9 protein-coding genes are annotated in these 16,794 nt (G+C 72.4%); all 9 read right to left on the bottom strand.

Annotated elements, in window-relative coordinates:
* Nucleotides 1-87: 87 nt before the first annotated feature.
* The 9 genes from ACZ7MX_RS32855 to ACZ7MX_RS32815 all read right to left on the bottom strand — a co-directional run bounded on the left by ACZ7MX_RS32855 (nt 88) and on the right by ACZ7MX_RS32815 (nt 16,785).
* On the bottom strand, nt 88-1,569 hold the full coding sequence (locus ACZ7MX_RS32855) for a maltokinase N-terminal cap-like domain-containing protein (RefSeq protein WP_472137450.1): 1,482 nt from the start codon (nt 1,567-1,569) through the stop codon (nt 88-90).
* Nucleotides 1,570-1,902: 333 nt separating this feature from the next.
* Nucleotides 1,903-3,621: a maltose alpha-D-glucosyltransferase gene (treS, locus tag ACZ7MX_RS32850; protein ID WP_472137448.1), complete on the bottom strand. Its 1,719-nt coding sequence runs from the start codon at nt 3,619-3,621 to the stop codon at nt 1,903-1,905.
* Nucleotides 3,618-5,621: an alpha-1,4-glucan--maltose-1-phosphate maltosyltransferase gene (locus tag ACZ7MX_RS32845; RefSeq protein ID WP_472137446.1), complete on the bottom strand. Its 2,004-nt coding sequence runs from the start codon at nt 5,619-5,621 to the stop codon at nt 3,618-3,620. The genes treS and ACZ7MX_RS32845 overlap by 4 nt, the downstream gene beginning before the upstream one ends.
* A 568-nt stretch (nt 5,622-6,189) precedes the next feature.
* On the bottom strand, nt 6,190-7,797 hold the full coding sequence (locus tag ACZ7MX_RS32840; RefSeq protein ID WP_472137444.1) for a sensor histidine kinase: 1,608 nt from the start codon (nt 7,795-7,797) through the stop codon (nt 6,190-6,192).
* A complete protein-coding gene (locus tag ACZ7MX_RS32835) occupies nt 7,794-8,459 on the bottom strand; it encodes a response regulator transcription factor (protein ID WP_472137442.1) in 666 nt (221 codons plus the stop codon). The genes ACZ7MX_RS32840 and ACZ7MX_RS32835 overlap by 4 nt, the downstream gene beginning before the upstream one ends.
* Before the next feature lie 136 nt (nt 8,460-8,595).
* Nucleotides 8,596-10,230, bottom strand: a complete 1,635-nt coding sequence (locus ACZ7MX_RS32830; RefSeq protein ID WP_472137440.1) for a M4 family metallopeptidase — start codon at nt 10,228-10,230, stop codon at nt 8,596-8,598.
* Nucleotides 10,231-10,517: 287 nt separating this feature from the next.
* A complete protein-coding gene (locus ACZ7MX_RS32825; RefSeq protein WP_472137438.1) occupies nt 10,518-12,797 on the bottom strand; it encodes a M4 family metallopeptidase in 2,280 nt (759 codons plus the stop codon).
* 320 nt (nt 12,798-13,117) lie between these two features.
* The gene (locus ACZ7MX_RS32820) at nt 13,118-14,935 is read right to left on the bottom strand and encodes an ABC transporter ATP-binding protein (protein ID WP_472137436.1); all 1,818 of its coding nucleotides are present in this window, start codon (nt 14,933-14,935) and stop codon (nt 13,118-13,120) included.
* A complete protein-coding gene (locus ACZ7MX_RS32815; RefSeq protein ID WP_472137434.1) occupies nt 14,932-16,785 on the bottom strand; it encodes an ABC transporter transmembrane domain-containing protein in 1,854 nt (617 codons plus the stop codon). The genes ACZ7MX_RS32820 and ACZ7MX_RS32815 overlap by 4 nt, the downstream gene beginning before the upstream one ends.
* Nucleotides 16,786-16,794 lie beyond the last annotated feature (9 nt).

Here is a 16,794-nt window from a genome sequence, read left to right as displayed (position 1 = left end):
GGCCTCCTCGGGGCGGGGCGGGCGTCGGCGGTGCGTCGGTGCGTCGGCGGGCGGGGCGGGAGCGCGTCGTCGGGTCAGGGAGGTCGGTCAGGGCGGGCCGGTCCCGTCCACGCCCACCGCCGGTTCGCCGCCCGCCGCCAGCCGCCGGACGGCGGCCATCGGGACGGACAGCCAGTCGGGCCGGTGCCGGGCCTCGTAGAGCACCTCGTAGACCGCCTTGTCGGTCTCGTAGGCCCGCATCAGCTCGGGCGCGGAGCGCGGATCGAGCCCGCCGGCCTCGGCGTAGCCCAGGCAGTACGCGGCCCGGGTGCGCCGGGCCCACTCCAGCGCCCAGGGGTCCGCGCCGGCCGGCCCGCTGCGCGCCGCGTAGTCGAAGGACCGCAGCATCGCCGCGACGTCCCGCACCGCGGGCTGCAGCTTGCGCCGCTCGGCCAGCGGACGGGCCGGTTCGCCCTCGAAGTCGATCAGCGACCAGCGGCCCTCGTCGGCCGAGCGCAGCGTCTGGCCCAGGTGCAGATCGCCGTGGATGCGCTGGGCGGCCCAGCTGCGGCCGTCGTGCCCGACGGCGGCCAGCGCGTCGAAGGCGGTGCGCAGCCGTGCGCGGTAGGGCTGGAGCACGGGTACGGCCCGGGCGGTGGCCTCCAGCCGCTCGATCATCTGCGCCGCGATCAGGTCCAGCTGCGGGCGGCGCAGCTCGGTGGTCGGCAGCGTCTGGGCCAGCGCGGTGTGTACCTCAGCGGTGGCGTGCCCGAGAGCCCGGGCCGAGCCGGTGAAGTCGGCGCGGACGGCCAGCGCGTTGAGGGCCAGCTGCCAGCCGTCCGCCGAGCCGGGCAGGAACGGCTGGAGCACGCCCAGCGTGGTCGCCTCGCCGTTCTCCTCGGCGACCGCCGACTCGAACCACGCGGCCGGTGCCGGGACCCGGGCGCACTTGGCGTCCGCCAGTGCCCGGGGCAGTTCCAGATCGGGGTTGATGCCCGGCTCGACCCGCCGGAAGACCTTCAGGATGAACGTATCCCCGTACACGATCGAGGAGTTGGACTGCTCGACGGCGATCGGCCGGGCCGGCAGGCCGGAGGGGATGTCCGCGCCGGGTTCGCGGCAGAAGCGCAGGCCCCCGAGCCGCCCGGGGATCCGCAGCCGTTCCAGCAGCAGCCCGCAGAGCCGGTTGTCCAGCAGGGCGTCGTAGACCACCCGGCCGCGCAGCGGGCCGCCGCCGGGCCGGCCGATCACCGCCGGTGCCAGCTGGGGCGGCGGCGCCGGATGCACCCCGAGCAGCAGCTGGTAGCGGTCCCCGCCGGCCGGGGTGCGGCTCGGCGGGGAGCTCTGCTGGGCCCGGACCAGAAGCTGGAGCAGGCCGGGCGAGGTCCCGTCGCCGGTGCACGGCAGCAGCTCGGTCGCGGACAGCAGGGAGAAGCCGGTGAGCAGCCGCCCCTTGCCGGCGAACCAGCGTTGGCGGGGAACCCATTCGGCGAGCAGCGGTGCCAGCGAGGAGAGCAGATCGGGGGCGGTGACGAGCTGACGGTGGTCAGGGGTGTTACGGGTGGCACGGGTCGGGGCGGTGTCCGACATGGCGTCGCGTCCTTTCCCCGGGCACACGAAGGTAGGGCAAAGTGTCCCGGAATACGGCCTTCACTGTGCGGTGGCGCGGTGGCGGTACCCCCGGACGGAGGGTGTGAAGATCCTCCCGGCGGGGGTGTCGGGATCGTCCGTACGGCAGCGGTCTTCCGGTGCACGTGTCCGCTGCGCGGCGGTCCCCCTCGAACCGGGGACCACCGAGGGCTCACCCGGCCCGTGCGGTAGTAAGGAGACTGCCCGAGCGAAAGGTCGAAAAACGCCCGTACGCGGTATGCGGCCGCGTACGGGCGGGATGCTCGGTGCCCGTGCCCGGTCAGGGCCGGGGCACTAGGTGGTGTTTTTGCGCAGCCGGAACCAGTAGAAGCCGTGACCCGCGAGGGTGAGCAGGTACGGCAGTTCCCCGATGGCCGGGAAGCGGACGCCGCCGATGAGTTCCACCGGATGGCGGCCGCTGAACGCCCGCAGGTCCAGCTCGGTCGGCTGGGCGAAGCGGGAGAAGTTGTGGACGCACAGCACCAGGTCGTCGTCCGCGCCGCCGGTGCCCGGCGAGGCCCGCAGGAAGGCCAGCACCGCCGGATTGGTGGAGGACAGCTCGGTGTAGCTGCCGAGGCCGAAGGCCGGGTTCTGCTTGCGGATCTCGATCATCCGGCGGGTCCAGTGCAGCAGCGAGGACGGCGAACTCATCGCGGCCTCGACGTTGGTGACCTGGTAGCCGTAGACCGGGTCCATGATGGTCGGCAGGAACAGCCGGCCCGGGTCGCAGGAGGAGAATCCGGCGTTGCGGTCCGGGGTCCACTGCATCGGGGTGCGCACCGCGTCCCGGTCGCCGAGCCAGATGTTGTCGCCCATGCCGATCTCGTCGCCGTAGTAGAGGATCGGCGAACCGGGCAGCGACAGCAGCAGGGCGGTGAACAGCTCGATCTGGTTGCGGTCGTTGTCGAGCAGCGGGGCCAGCCGGCGGCGGATGCCGATGTTGGCCCGCATCCGCGGGTCCTTGGCGTACTCCGCGTACATGTAGTCCCGCTCTTCGTCCGTGACCATTTCGAGGGTCAGCTCGTCGTGGTTGCGGAGGAAGATGCCCCACTGGCAGCCGGACGGGATCGCCGGGGTCTTGGCGAGGATTTCCGAGACCGGATAGCGCGATTCGCGGCGCACCGCCATGAAGATGCGCGGCATGACCGGGAAATGGAATGCCATATGGCATTCGTCGCCGCCGACCCCGTAGTCACCGAAGTAGTCGACGACGTCCTCCGGCCATTGATTGGCCTCGGCCAGCAGCACGGTGTCCGGGTAGTGCTTGTCGATCTCGGTCCGGACCCGCTTGAGGAAGGCGTGCGAGGCGGGCAGGTTCTCGCAGTTGGTGCCCTCCTCGGCGTAGAGGTAGGGCACCGCGTCGAGCCGGAAGCCGTCGATGCCCAGGTCCAGCCAGAAGCGCAGGGCGGAGATCATCTCCTCCTGGACCGCCGGGTTCTCGTAATTGAGGTCCGGCTGGTGGGAGAAGAAACGGTGCCAGTAGTACTGCTTGCGGACCGGATCGAAGGTCCAGTTGGAGGCCTCGGTGTCGACGAAGATGATCCGGGCGTCGGCGTACTGCTTGTCGTCGTCCGCCCAGACGTAATAGTCGCCGTAGGGGCCGTTCGGGTCGCTGCGGGATTCCTGGAACCACGGGTGCTGGTCGCTGGTGTGGTTCATCACCATGTCGATGATGACCCGCATGCCGCGGTGGTGTGCGGCGTCCACGAATTCCACGAAATCCGCGAGATCGCCGAATTCGGGGAGTACCGCGGTGTAGTCGGCGACGTCGTAACCACCGTCCCGCAGCGGCGATTTGAAGAACGGGGGCAGCCAGAGGCAGTCCACCCCCAGCCACTGCAGGTAGTCGAGCTTCGCGGTGAGGCCCTTGAGGTCACCGATGCCGTCGCCGTTGCTGTCCTGGAACGAGCGCACCAGGACTTCGTAGAAGACGGCCCGTTTGAACCAGTCGGGATCGCGGTCCTTGGCCGGGGTGTCCTCGAACGTGTCGGGGACAGGCTCATTGACGATCAATTGGGTGACCCTCCGATCGGTGAGGACGGTCGCAGCGACAGCACATGGGCGGGCGCGAGTGAGCGGCCCGGCTCCAGGCGCACATAGTTGTCCCTGCCCCAGTGGTAGGTATCGCCGGTGAGCTCGTCGCGCACCGGGAAGGACTCGTGCCGGCCGAGGCCGAGTTCCGGCATGTCCAACGACACCGTCGCCTCGTGGGTGTGGTGCGGGTCGAGGTTGACCACCGTGAGCACCGTGTCGGTCCCGTCGCCGTGCCCCGCGCGCTTGGAGAACGCGAGCACGGCGTCGTTGTCCACGGGATGGAAGTGCAGGTTGCGGAGCTGCTGCAGGGCAGGGTGCCGGCGGCGGATGCGGTTCAGGGCGGTGATCAGCGGGGCGATGGTACGCCCCTCCTTCGCCGCCGCATCCCAGTCGCGCGGCCTGAGTTGGTACTTCTCCGAGTCGAGGTACTCCTCGCTGCCGGGGCGTACCGCGGTCGACTCGCAGAGCTCGTATCCGGCGTAGACGCCCCAGGTGGGGGACAGGGTGGCGGCCAGCACGGCACGGATCTCGAAGGCGGGGCGGCCGCCCTCCTGGAGGTAGGCGTGGAGGATGTCCGGGGTGTTGACGAAGAAGTTGGGCCGCAGATAGGCGGCGGATGCGCCGGACAGCTCGGTGAGGTACTCGGTCAGCTCCTGCTTGGTGTTGCGCCAGGTGAAGTACGTGTACGACTGCTGGAAGCCGATCTGGGCGAGGGTGTGCACCATCGCGGGGCGGGTGAACGCCTCGGCGAGGAAGAGCACGTCCGGGTCGGTGCGGTTGATGTCGCCGATGACCTTCTCCCAGAAGGCCACCGGTTTGGTGTGCGGATTGTCCACCCGGAAGATCCGTACGCCCTTGCCCATCCAGAAGCGCAGCAGCCGCTCGGTCTCGCGGACCAGCCCGCGGAAGTCGGCGTCGAAGGCGAGCGGATAGATGTCCTGGTACTTCTTCGGCGGGTTCTCGGCGTACGCGATCGAGCCGTCGGAGCGGTGGTGGAACCACTGCGGGTGCAGGGTGACCCAGGGGTGGTCCGGCGAGCACTGCAGCGCGAAGTCCAGGGCGACCTCCATCCGCAGGTCACGGGCGGTGCGCACGAAATGCTCGAAGTCCTCGAAGGTGCCCAGGTCGGGGTGGAGCGCGTCGTGCCCGCCGGCCGCCGAGCCGATCGCCCAGGGGGAGCCGACGTCGTCCGGGCCGGCCGACAGGGAATTGTTGGGGCCTTTGCGGAAGGACGTGCCGATGGGGTGGACGGGCGGGAGGTAGACGACGTCGAAGCCCATGGCGGCCACGGCCGGGAGGCGTTCGGCGGCGGTGCGCAGGGTGCCGCTGACGGCCGTGCCGTCCGGGGTGACCACCGCGCCCTCGGAGCGCGGGAAGAGTTCGTACCACGAGCCGTACAGCGCCCGGCGGCGCTCGACGACCAGTGGCATCGGGCGCGAGACGGTGAGCAGTTCGCGCAGCGGGTGGCGGCCCAGGGCCTCGATGACCTGCGGGGCGAGCGCCGCGGCGAGCCGGGTGGCGGCGGGCAGCTTCGGATCGCGCAGGGCGTCCACGGCGGCCAGCACCGCCTCCCGGCCGTCGCTCTTGGGGACGTCGGCGGCCGCCCGCTCGTGCAGCTCGGCGCCCTCGGCGAGGACCAGCTCGGTGTCGATGCCCGCCGGGATCTTGACCGCGGCGTGCTTGCGCCAGGTGGCCAGTGGGTCCGACCAGGCCTCGACGGTGAAGGTCCAGCGGCCCTCGATGTCCGGGGTGACCTCGGCGCTCCAGCGGTCGGTGCCGGGCGCCCGTTCCTGCATCGGTGTCCAGGGTCCGCAGCGGCCGGCGGGATTGCGCAGCACCACATTGGCCGCGACCGCGTCATGGCCTTCGCGGAAGACCGTGGCCGAGACCTCGAAGGTCTCGCCCACCACGGCCTTCGCCGGGCGGCGGCCGCAATCGATCTGCGGGCGGATGTCCAGAACAGGGATGCGACCGATCATGGGCTCACCTGGGGGCTTGTGACGCTTTGCGGGGTTTTGTCCTTTGTATCCGCTCCACGGGAGGGGGACCGGGTGCGGGCGTGGGGCTCCTGTCCGCTTCACCCGGCTGGCGGAGAACACGGCCGGCCGGGGCGTACTCGATGAGCCTTCCCTCGACCGGCGGACATGAACTCGGGTGGAAGGTGCACCACTGGTAGTGCGCCAGGGGCCCGGTGCGGCCTCGCGGACACGCGGCCCGCTCGGTGCGGACGGCTCGGGAGCTGGGCGGACACGATCGGCGTTCGCCTCCTCAACTCAGGTGTGATCACAGCGGAGTTGCGGTGTGCGGAAGTACCGGTGTCGCGCCGCGGCCGGTCGGCGCCACACCGCAGCCTCTCTCCAGGAGGGATCTCGTACAAGGGCGCATGAGGGGGTGGAATCGGCCATATCGGGAAACGCGCGGGTAGGGAGGTGTGTGTGGCCCGCGATGCCCGCCAACTTCCTTGCTCCTGGAGCTGGTTGGCGTGCCTCCCGGAGGCGTGGTCGCCGCCCGGGCCACCCGGATGGGGGAGTGGCGGGCTGCCGGGCGTCAGCGGTCCCGGCGGTGGGCGACGGCCTTCCTGACCAGACGGCCCTCGGCGAAGCACAGCTCGTAGGCGGCGTCGGTGTCGGGGCCGATGCCGTAGTACGTGCAGGACCAGCCGCGGGGCGGCGCGGGGGTGCCTTCCGGGGGCACGTCCAGGTGGAAGAACGGCACCAGGCCGTCCACCTGTGTGCGCGGCATGCCCGGGTGCAGCCGGTCGTAGTCCGCCCGGTCCAGGATCGTCCACTCGGTGCCGACCAGGGCGAAGACGCCCATCAGCACCAGCAGCGCGGCGGTCACCGCGAGCGGGACGGTCACCGTCTGGCGCAGCCGCCGCCGCACCTGGCGCCGGGCCCGGTCCAACTCCCGGGCGGCGGCGGTCGGTTGGCGCTGGGCATCGGAACCGGTGAGCGGGCCGCCGGTGAGGGGGAGCCGGGCGGCGACCGTGAAGCCGCCGTCGGGGGCCGGGCCGCTGTGCAGGGCGCCGCCCGCCAGCCGTACCCGTTCGTCCAGGCCGACCAGTCCGCTGCCGCCGGAGACCGCCGCCGGGGCGGGGCCGGGCGGCGGCGCGGCATTGGTGACGGTGACCCGAAGCTGCCCCTGTGCCTGCTCGATCCGCACCCGGACGGCCGCGCCCGGGGCGTGCTTGGCGGCGTTGGTGAGCGCCTCCTGGACGAGCCGGTGCACGGCGGGCCCGGTCATGCCGGGCAGGCCGGCCGCCCCGGCCTGGTCCGTCCCGCCCGGCTGCTCCAGCGTCACCGTCATCCCCGACGCCCGGGCGCGCGCCACCAGCTCCGTCACGCTCTCGTCCGCGGGCCGCCGGGGCGCGCCCTCGTCGTCCGTCCGCAGCACGCCGATGATCTCCCGCAGCCGCTCGGTCGCCGCACCGGCCGCCGCCCGCAGCTCACCGGCCGCCGCCCGGCGGTCCGCGGCCAGCTCCGGATCCAGTTCCAGCGCGCCGGCCCGCAGCGCGATCAGCGCCAGCTCGTGGCCGAGCGAGTCGTGCATGTCGCCGGCGATCCGGGCCCGTTCGCGCAGCCGGGTGCGGTCGGCCACCGCCTGCTGCTCGCGCTCCATCCGGTCGGCCAACTGCCAGCCGGTGCGGACGAGTTCGGCGTACTGGCGGCGGTAGCGGCCCAGCAGCCAGGGCAGCACCACGTTCAGCAGCAGCGTCATCAGGAAGGTGAACCACGGCCACAGGGTGCGGGCGGCCAGCGCGCACACCGGTACGCCGGCCAGCGCGACGCCGGTGAAGAACCACAGCGCGGGCCGGGCCCGGGCCACCCGCACCCCGGCGAGATAACCCAGCACGGCCAGGGCGAGGACGTACGCACCGGTGAACAGCTGCACCGACAGCACCAGGCTCGGCACGACCGGCACCGCGACCGCCACCAGCGGTGCCCGCCGGCGGACGAGCACGGCCAGCGCGAGCAGCGGGAAGCCGGCCAGGGTCGCCCAGCGCTCGGGTCCTGCGGGGTCTTCGAGGGCGTAGAGCAGCGGCGGTACGCACAGCAGCAGCCACAGCGCGAGGCCGGGCAGCCGGGCGCGCAGCCGTTCCGCGTCCGTGCGCCGCGTCCAGGACCACAGTGCGGTCCGGGACGGCAGACGTCTCACGAGGCGGGGACCAGGCCGGCCTCGTGGGCGAGGACCGCGGCCTGGACGCGGTTCTTGACGCCCAGCCGGGCGAGGGCCGCGCTGACGTACGCCTTGACGGTGCCCTCGACCAGGAAGAGCCGCCGGGCGATCTCCGCGTTGGACAGTCCGGCGCCGACCAGGCCGAGCACCTCGCGTTCGCGCGGGGTCAGCTCGGCGACCCGGGCCCGGGCGGCCGCGCTCCGGCCCAACTGCCCCGGTGCCATATGGGAGATGACCCGCCGGGCGACCGACGGGGCCAGGCAGGCGCCGCCCTCCGCGACGGCCCGGACCCCGGCGATGAGCTCCCGCGGATCGCCGGTCTTGAGCAGGAAGCCGGCGGCGCCCGCGCCGAGCGCGCCGGCGATGTGCTCGTCCTCGGAGAAGGTGGTCAGCATGACCACCGCGGTCTCCGGGAGGGCGGTGGCGAGTTCGGCGGCCGCGGCCAGGCCGTCCAGGCGCGGCATGCGGATGTCCAGGAGGCAGACGTCGGGGCGGTGCCGCAGCGCGAGGTCGACCGCCGCGCGGCCGTCCCCGGCCTCCGCGACCACCTCGATGCCGGGCGCGGTGGCGAGGATCGCGCGCACCCCGGCCCGCAGCAGGGCCTCGTCGTCGGCCAGCAGCACCCTGATCGTCTCGTCCATCCGGACCCCCCGTTCCGCCCCGCCCGCGCGTCCACCGCCCCGGGACGCGCGAAGGCGGTGTCCGGAGGGTCTCCGGACACCGCCCGCTTGGGGGTCACGTTACCCCGGGCCGATCAGTGCGCATCGGCCGTTCGCGTCACTTGACGGCGACGCCGGTCCAGGCCGCCTCGACGCCCTTGACCTCGGCGCTGTCCTTGCCGTAGAGGTCGGTCGCGGCCTTGACGGTGGCCTCACGGGCCGCCTTGTAGTCGGTGTTCGAGGTCATGTACTCGGTCAGGGCCTTGAACCAGATCTTCTCGGCCTTGTCCCGGCCGATGCCCTCGACCTTCTTGCCGTCCGCCGTCGGGCTGTCGTACTTGACGCCACCGATCTCCTTCGCGCCGCTGCCCTCGGACAGCAGGTAGAAGAAGTGGTTGGCGACGCCCGAGGAGTAGTGCGGGTCGAGGCCACCGGTGCTGGAGTCCCAGAAGTCCTTCGACTGGCCGTCCTTGCTGGGCTTGTCCATGTAGCGCAGCGGCTTGCCGTCACCGTTGATGTCGATCTTCTCGCCGATGAGGTAGTCGCCCGGGTCCTTGGCGTTCTTGGCGTAGAACTCGACCGAGGTGCCGAAGATGTCCGAGGTGCCCTCGTTGAGGCCGCCGGACTCACCGCTGTAGGTGAGGTTGGCGGTGGCGGAGGTGACACCGTGCGACATCTCGTGCGCCGCGACGTCGATGGCGGTGAGCGGCTTCTTGTTGCCCTCGCCGTCGCCGTACGTCATGCAGAAGCAGCTGTCGTCCCAGAAGGCGTTGACGTAGCTGTTGCCGTAGTGGACGCGGGACGAGGCACCCTTGCCGTCGCCCTTGATGCCGCTGCGGCCGTGCACGGTCTTGTAGTAGTCCCAGGTCTCGGCCGCGCCGTAGTGGGCGTCGACGGCCGCGGTCTGCGGGTCGTCGGCCTTGCCGGTGCCCCAGGCGTCGTCGTCGTCCGAGAAGGGCTTGCCGTCACCGGACTCGCTGTTGCCCAGGTCGGTGGTCTTGTGGCCACCGCGCCCGTCGTCGGTCAGCGTGAACTTGCCGCCGTCCTTCTTGGTGCTCAGCTCGACGCTGCCGCTGTACTCGCTCTCGCCCTTGCCGGTGTGGATCTCGTCGTACTGGAAGAGCTTCTTGCCGGTGTTGGCGTCGGTGATGACGTGCAGCCGGCTGGGGGTGCCGTCCTTCTGGACGCCCTTGACGACGGTGTCGTAGGCCAGGACCGGCGTACCGGAGGCGGCCCAGACGACCTTCTTCGGGGTCTGCGCGGTGGCGGCCCCCTTGGCGGCGAGCGACTTCACCGCGGTGCCGTGGGCCGACTTCGCGGCGGCCTGGGGGGCGATCTTCGCGGTGGTGGAGGCCACCGTGATGCTCTTCTGCGTCGACTTGGTGGTCGACTTGATCGCGCCGCCCTTGGCGGTGTGCACGACCAGGTCGCCGCCCAGCACCGGAAGTCCGGCGAAGGTGCGGTCGTAACGGGTGTGCGTGGTGCCGTCGGCGTCCTTGATGACGTCCTTGACGACCAGCTTCTCCTGACCGCCGAGGCCGAGGGCCTTCGCGGTCATCGCCTTGGTGCCGTCCGCGTCGCGCAGGAGTTCCGCGCGGTGCGAGGCGCTGAGCTGGAGGGGGGAGGCGTCCTTGTGGGGGGCCGGGGCCGGCGAGGCGCCGGCCGTACCGGCGGTGATGCCCGCTGCCAGCAGGGCGGCGGCCGCCAGGCCGCCACCGATCACACGGGTCTTACGGGATATGTGGGGGGCCACGGGTGCTCCTTCAACTTTGCCAAGTGGTGGGGGTGCAAAGCGATGCGGGTGTGACTCGCGTTCCGGAACACTGCCAGCTGAACGCGTGCATGTCAGGGGCCTGTTCACAGGTTGGCCGAAAGTCGTCCGTACTGAGGTGAGCGGTGTCCGCATAACGGAGGAGGGCGCCGCCCCCGGAGTTCCGGGGACGACGCCCAATTTCCCTGCTCACCAGGTGAGTTGCCCGTCTTCCCGGCAACCGGCCCGGCCATGTCACAGCAAGATGACGACTGAGTGGCCTCGCCGGATCAGAACGTCAGCTTCCAGCCGTTGATGTAACCGGAGTCCTGCGAGTAGACGTCCTGGACGCGCAGCTTCCAGGTGCCGCTCGCCGCCTTCGAGGAGGCGTTGACGGTGTACGTGGTGTTCACGTTCGCCGCGGAGTCGTACGGGTTGGAGTTCTTCAGCCGGTAGGCCGTGCCGTCCGGGGCGATCAGGTCGATGACCAGGTCACCGCGGTAGGTGTGGACGATGTCCACGCCGACCTTCAGCGTGCTGGAGGCGTTGCCGCTGCGGCTGACGCTGATCGGCGAGGTGACCGCCGCGCCCGCGTCCGGGATCGGCACGTCGTCGGAGTTCTCGAAGACGCTGCCGCCGCCGGTCGCGTTGACCGTCCAGGTGAACGAGGTGGTTCCGGTCTTCTTCGCGGAGTCGGTGACCGTCACCGTCACGTTGGACGTGCCGGCCGTGGTCGGCGTCCCGGAGATCAGACCGGTGCTCGCGTTGATGGACAGCCCGGAGGGCAGCCCGCTCGCCGCGTACGACAGCGCGCCCGCGGTGCCGCTGGTGGCCTTGATCTGCAGGCTCGCGGCCTGGCCGACGGTGCTGGTCTGGTTGCCCGGGTTGGTGACGGTGACCCCGCCGCCGTCCGGGACGCGGGAGCCGACGTTGACCGCCGCCCAGGTGTTGGCGACCGTGTTGTACGACGCGCTGCCCTGGCCGAACAGGTCCGCCGCCGCCTTCAGCGTGGCGGTGCGGGCGTCGGCGTAGTTGGTGGTGGCGGTCATGTACTGGCTGAGCGCCTTGAACCACACCTTCTCGGCGTTGGCCCGGCCGATGCCCGGCACCGGCAGGTTGTCGAAGGTCGGGCTGTCGTAGTGGACGCCGTTGATGTCCTTCGCGCCGCTGCCCTCGGACAGCAGGTAGAAGAAGTGGTTGGCGACACCGGACGAGTAGTGCACGTCCTTGTTGCCGACGCCGCTCGACCAGTAGTCCGCGGAGGCGCCGTCCTTGCTGGGCTTGTCCATGTAGCGCAGCGGGGTGCCGTCGCCGTTGATGTTGATCTTCTCGCCGATGAGGTAGTCACCGGGGTCGGACGGGTTGTTGGCGTAGAACTCCACGGCCGTGCCGAAGATGTCCGAGGTGGCCTCGTTCAGACCGCCGGACTCGCCGCTGTAGTTGAGGCCCGCGGTGTTCGCGGTGACACCGTGCGACATCTCGTGGCCTGCCACGTCCAGGGAGGTCAGCGGGTCCGTGTTGCCGCTGCCGTCGCCGTACGTCATGCAGAAGCAGCCGTCGTCCCAGAACGCGTTGACGTAGCTGTTGCCGTAGTGGACGCGGGAGTAGGCACCCACGCCGTCGCCCTTGATGCCGCTGCGGCCGTGCACGTTCTTGTAGTAGTCCCAGGTCTCCTGGGCGCCGTAGGCGGCGTCCACGCCCGCGGTCTGGGCGTTCTGCGGCGTACCGTCGCCCCAGGTGTCGTCCGCGTCGGTGAACAGCGAACCCGTGCCGGACGACCCGTGCTTGAGGTCGTAGGTCTTGTGGTTGCCGCGGGTGCCGTCGGTCATCGAGAAGTTCGGCGCCGAACCCGAGGTGCCGATGGTGACCTTGCCGCTGTACTCGCTGTTGCCGACACCGGTCTCGATGCCCTGGTAGCGGTAGATCTCGGCGCCGGTGGTGGCGTCGGTGACGACGTGCAGCTGGTTGGGCGTGCCGTCGTCCTGCAGCCCGCCGACCACGGTCTCGTAGGCCAGCCGCGGCTTGCCGTCGGCGACCCAGATCACCTTGCGGGGCGCCTTCGCCGGGGCGGTCTTCTTCGACCCGAGGGTCTTCGCCGCGGAGACGGCCTTCGCGGCGGCCGCGGCCGGGGTGATCCTGGCGGTGGTGCTCGCGACCTTGAGCTGCGAACGGACGGCCTTGGTGACGCCCTTGAGCGTGCCGCCCTTGCTCTCGTGCACGACGAGGTCGCCGCCGAGCACCGGCAGTCCGGCGTAGGTCCGCTCGTAGCGGGTGTGGACCGTGCCGTTGGCGTCCTTCGAGACGTCCTTGACGACCAGCTTCTCCTTGGCGCCGAGCTTGAGCTCGCGGGCCGTCTGCGCGGTGGTGGCGCCGGCCGCCCGTATCAGCTCCGCACGCTGGGACGGGGACAGCTTGGCCGGCAGTGCGCCGGGATCGGGTACGGCGTGCGCGGTGCCGGGCCGCGGGGCGGCCGCCGTGCCGGTGCCGGCCTGGACTCCGACGGCCAGCATCGCGGTGACGGCGACCATTGCGCCGGTCGCGACGGCGCGTCCATGGGGGGTGCGTCTCACACTGACTCCTTCTGCGGTGGCCGCTACGTGACGGCGCGGCCGAGGGGGACCGGGCGACCCAGCGGTCGTCCGGGCAGATCGAGGCAGAACACTTGGAGCGTGTGGGGGGAGACGTACGCAAGAGGTGCGACGTACTGGTGGAACGGATCGTGCAGGGGAAGCCCGCTGCCGCAGGGCGTGGTGCTGTGGGGACCGTGCGGCGGCTGCGGGGAAGAGTCCCACCGCGGCTGGCTGGTTGTCAGGGTCCGTTCAAGTAATTGGCCGGAAAACGTCCGTTGCGCGAAATCGACGTCCGGAATCCGGACGAGGAGTGATCGCCGTCACGGCCGCCCCCCGTGCCAGGACCGCCAGAGCGCCGCGTACGCACCGCCGGCCGCCACCAGCTCGTCGTGGGTGCCGAGTTCGGCCAGCCGGCCGGCCTCCATGACGGCGACCCGGTCCGCGTCGTGCGCGGTGTGCAGCCGGTGCGCGACGGCGATGACCGTACGGCCCGCGAGCACGGCGGCCAGCGCCCGCTCGGTGTGCCGCGCGGTACGCGGATCGAGCAGCGCCGTCGCCTCGTCCAGGACCACCGTGTGCGGGTCGGCCAACACCACCCGGGCCAGCGCGAGTTGCTGGGCCTGCGCGCCGTCGAGGCGGTGGCCGCCCGGGCCCAGCTCGGTGTCCAGACCGGCCGGCAGCTCCCCGGCCCAGCCGGCCCCGACGGCCGCCAACGCGGCCCGCAGCTCGCCGTCCCCGGCACCGGGCGCGGCCAGGCGGAGGTTGTCGCGGACGCTGCCCAGGAACACGTGATGCTCCTGGGTGACCAGGACCACATGCCGCCGCAGCACCTCCGGATCCAGCCCGGCGACCGGCACCCCGCCGACCGTCACCGACCCGCGGCGCGGCGCCTCGATGCCGGCCAGCAGCCGCCCCAGCGTGGACTTCCCGGCCCCGGAGGGACCCACCAGCGCCAGCCGCTCACCGGGGCGGACGGTGAGGGTGACGCCGTGCAGGACGTCCCCGGCACCCCCGTCCGCCGCCCCGGCCGGCCCGTCACCGCCGGTGGGGTAGGCGTAGTGCACGCCACGGACCTCGATCCGGTCACCGGCCGGGACCGGACCGGTGCCGGCGACCGCCTCCCGGGTCTGCGGGACCGACCCCAGCCCCTCGACGCGGGCGAACGCCGCGCCGCTGCTCTGCAGTTGCTCCATCCACAGCAGGACCGTGTCCAGCGGCTCGGACAGCTGCCGCAGATACAGCGCCGCGGCGACCACCGCGCCCAGACCGACACCGTCCCGCCCCATCAGCACCCCGCCGGCCAGCAGCACACCGGCCACCGGCAGGACATGGCCGACGTCCACGGCGGGCAGCAGCACACTGCGCAGGAACAGCGTCCGCAGCCGCGTGCGACGGCACTCCGCGACCGCTCGCTCGCTCGCCGCCCACCGGCGCTCCTGCAGGCCCAGCGCCTCCACCGTCCGGGCGCCCGCGGCGGTGGCGGCCAGCAACTCGGCCAGTTCCGAGGTCGCCGCGCCCTCCGCGAGATACGCCCGGTGCGCCCGGCGCAGATACCAGCGGACCGCCAGCAGTCCGCCGAGCAGCCCCAGCGCACACAGCCCGAGCAGCGGGGCGACCACCACCACGGCACCGAGCAGGAACAGCGCCTGCACGGCCGCGACCGAGACCTCCGGCGCGGCGTCCCGCAGCGTCCGCCCGACCGAGCTGACGTCCGTCGTGCCGCGGGCCGTCAGATCGCCGGTCCCGGCCCGCTCCACGACCGCGGCCGGCAGCGCCAGCGCCCGGTCGACATAACCCTCCCGGATCCGCGCCGCGGCGCGCTCCCCGAAGCGGTGGGCGACGTACCGGGCCTGCCGTGCCAGCAGCAACTGGGCCACCGCGCACACCAGGATGACCAGCGCCAGCCGGTCCACCGCCGCCACCCCGCCGCCGTCCCGGACCGTGTCCACGATCCGGCCCAGCAACCACGGACCGGCCAGCCCGGCACCGGCCGCCAGCGCGTTCAGCACCAGCATCAGCGCGAACGCCCGGCCGTCCCGGCGCACCAGCCGCAGCGCGGCCCGCCGGGTCGCGGCCGGCCCGGCCACGGGAAGCCCGTGCGAGCCGGGTGAGGTGGTCCGTGCCGCCGGTGACGTCATGACGCGGCCCCTCCGTTCCGGTACTCGCGCGCGTCCCCGCCGTCTTCCTCTCCCCCGTACGCTCCCTCGTCCTCGTCCTCGCCCTCGTCCTCGTTTTCGTCCATGTCCTCGTCGCGGGCCACCAGGCGGCGGTATGCCGGTACGTCGTCGAGGAGTTGGCGGTGCCGGCCGACCGCGCCGACCTTGCCGTCGACGAGGAAGCACACCACGTCGGCGTGGTCGAGCAGCAGCGGGGAGGTGGTGGTGACGACCGTCGTACGGCCCGTGCGGGCGGTGTGCAGCCGGGCCGCGACCGCCGCCTCGGTATGGGCGTCCACGGCCGAGGTCGGCTCGACCGCGAGCAGCACCTCCGGGTCGGCCAGCAGGGCCCGTACCAGGCGCAGCCGCTGCCGCTGCCCGCCGGAGAGGTTGCGGCCCTGCGCCGCGACCGGCGAGTCCAGCCCGTCCGGCAGCGCCCGGACGATGTCCTCGGCCAGGGCCGTGTGCAGGGCCCGGCCGATCGCCGCGTCGCTACGGTCCCGGCGTCCGTTCACCACCTCGCGCAGGGTGCCGGCGAACAGGTCCGCCTCGTTGTCCGCGACCAGGATGCGTGCGCGGACCCGGGACAGCGGGATCTCGTCCAGCCGGACCGCGCCCCAGGCCGCCGCGGAGTCCGCGAACCGGCCCAGGCGGTCGACCACCGCCGCCGATTCGGCCGGCCGGGCGGCGACCAGCGCGGTCAGCAGCCCGGGCACCACCTCGACGCCCGACTCCGGATCCCGCAGCACGGCCACCCGCTCGGGCCCGGCCGATCGCGGCGTCGGTACGGTCCCGGCGTCCGCCGCCACGGGACCGGTGGTGTCGGTGGCGTCGGTGACGTGCCCGGAATCCGCCGCGGCCGGCCGCAGTTGCAGGAACCGCACGACCCGGCGGGCGGCGACCAGGCCGCGGGTGAGGTCGTAGCCGCCCTCGATGAAGAACGACACCGGCACCACCAGGGCCGCCGTATAGCCGTAGACCGCCACCAACTCGCCGGTGGTGAGGTCGCCCTGGGCCGCCATCCGGGCCGCGAGCCAGGTGACGGCGGCCAGGAACAGGATCGGCAGACCCACCCCGAGCGCCTGGATCCAGCTCGTCACCGCACCGACCCGGTAGCCCTCGCGGCACAGCTCCTGCGACGCGCGTCGGTAGCGGCCGGCGAACACCTCCTTGCCGCCCAGCCCGCCGAGCACCCGCAACCCGCCGACCAGATCGCCCAGTTGGGCCGCCAGCCCGCTCTGCCGCTCGCGGTAGTGGGACTCCGCGCCCTGCAGCCGTCCCAGCAGTGGCCCGACCGCCACCGCCAGCAGCGGCACGCCCAGCAGCACCACCGCGGCGAGCAGCGGCGAGACGTCCAGCAGTAGCACCGCGACGACGCCGTACGCCAGCACCCCGCCGACGCCCGGCCCGGTCATCGTCAGGGTCTGGCTGATCACCGCGACGTCGCCGATCCCGATGGTGACGACCTCACCGGCCGTCACCTGCCGGGGCAGCGCCGCGCCCAGCCGCAGGGTGTGCGCCATGACCGCCCGGACCGTACGGAACGTGGCGTCCATCCGGATCCTGGTCATCGTGCGGTGCCGCATCATGCCCAGCCAGGCGTTCAGCCCGCCGACGGCCAGCAGCACCGCCGCCCAGCCCGCCAGCGCCGCGGTCCGTCCCGGCGCCAGCCCCTCGTCGATCGCCCGGGAGAGCACGTACGGCGGCACCATCAGCCCCGCGTTCCACAGGCTCCCGTACGCCGCGCCCGCCGCCACCCGCCCACGCTGGCTCGCCACCAGCCACCACAGATAGCGCCCGGCACTCCGCGGCGCGTCCACCGGCTGCTTCATCCCGTACGT

The organism is Streptomyces sp. NPDC107765, from assembly GCF_055657085.1.
Note: the sequence above shows the minus strand (reverse complement) of the source record. Positions and strands in the feature narration are given on the sequence as shown.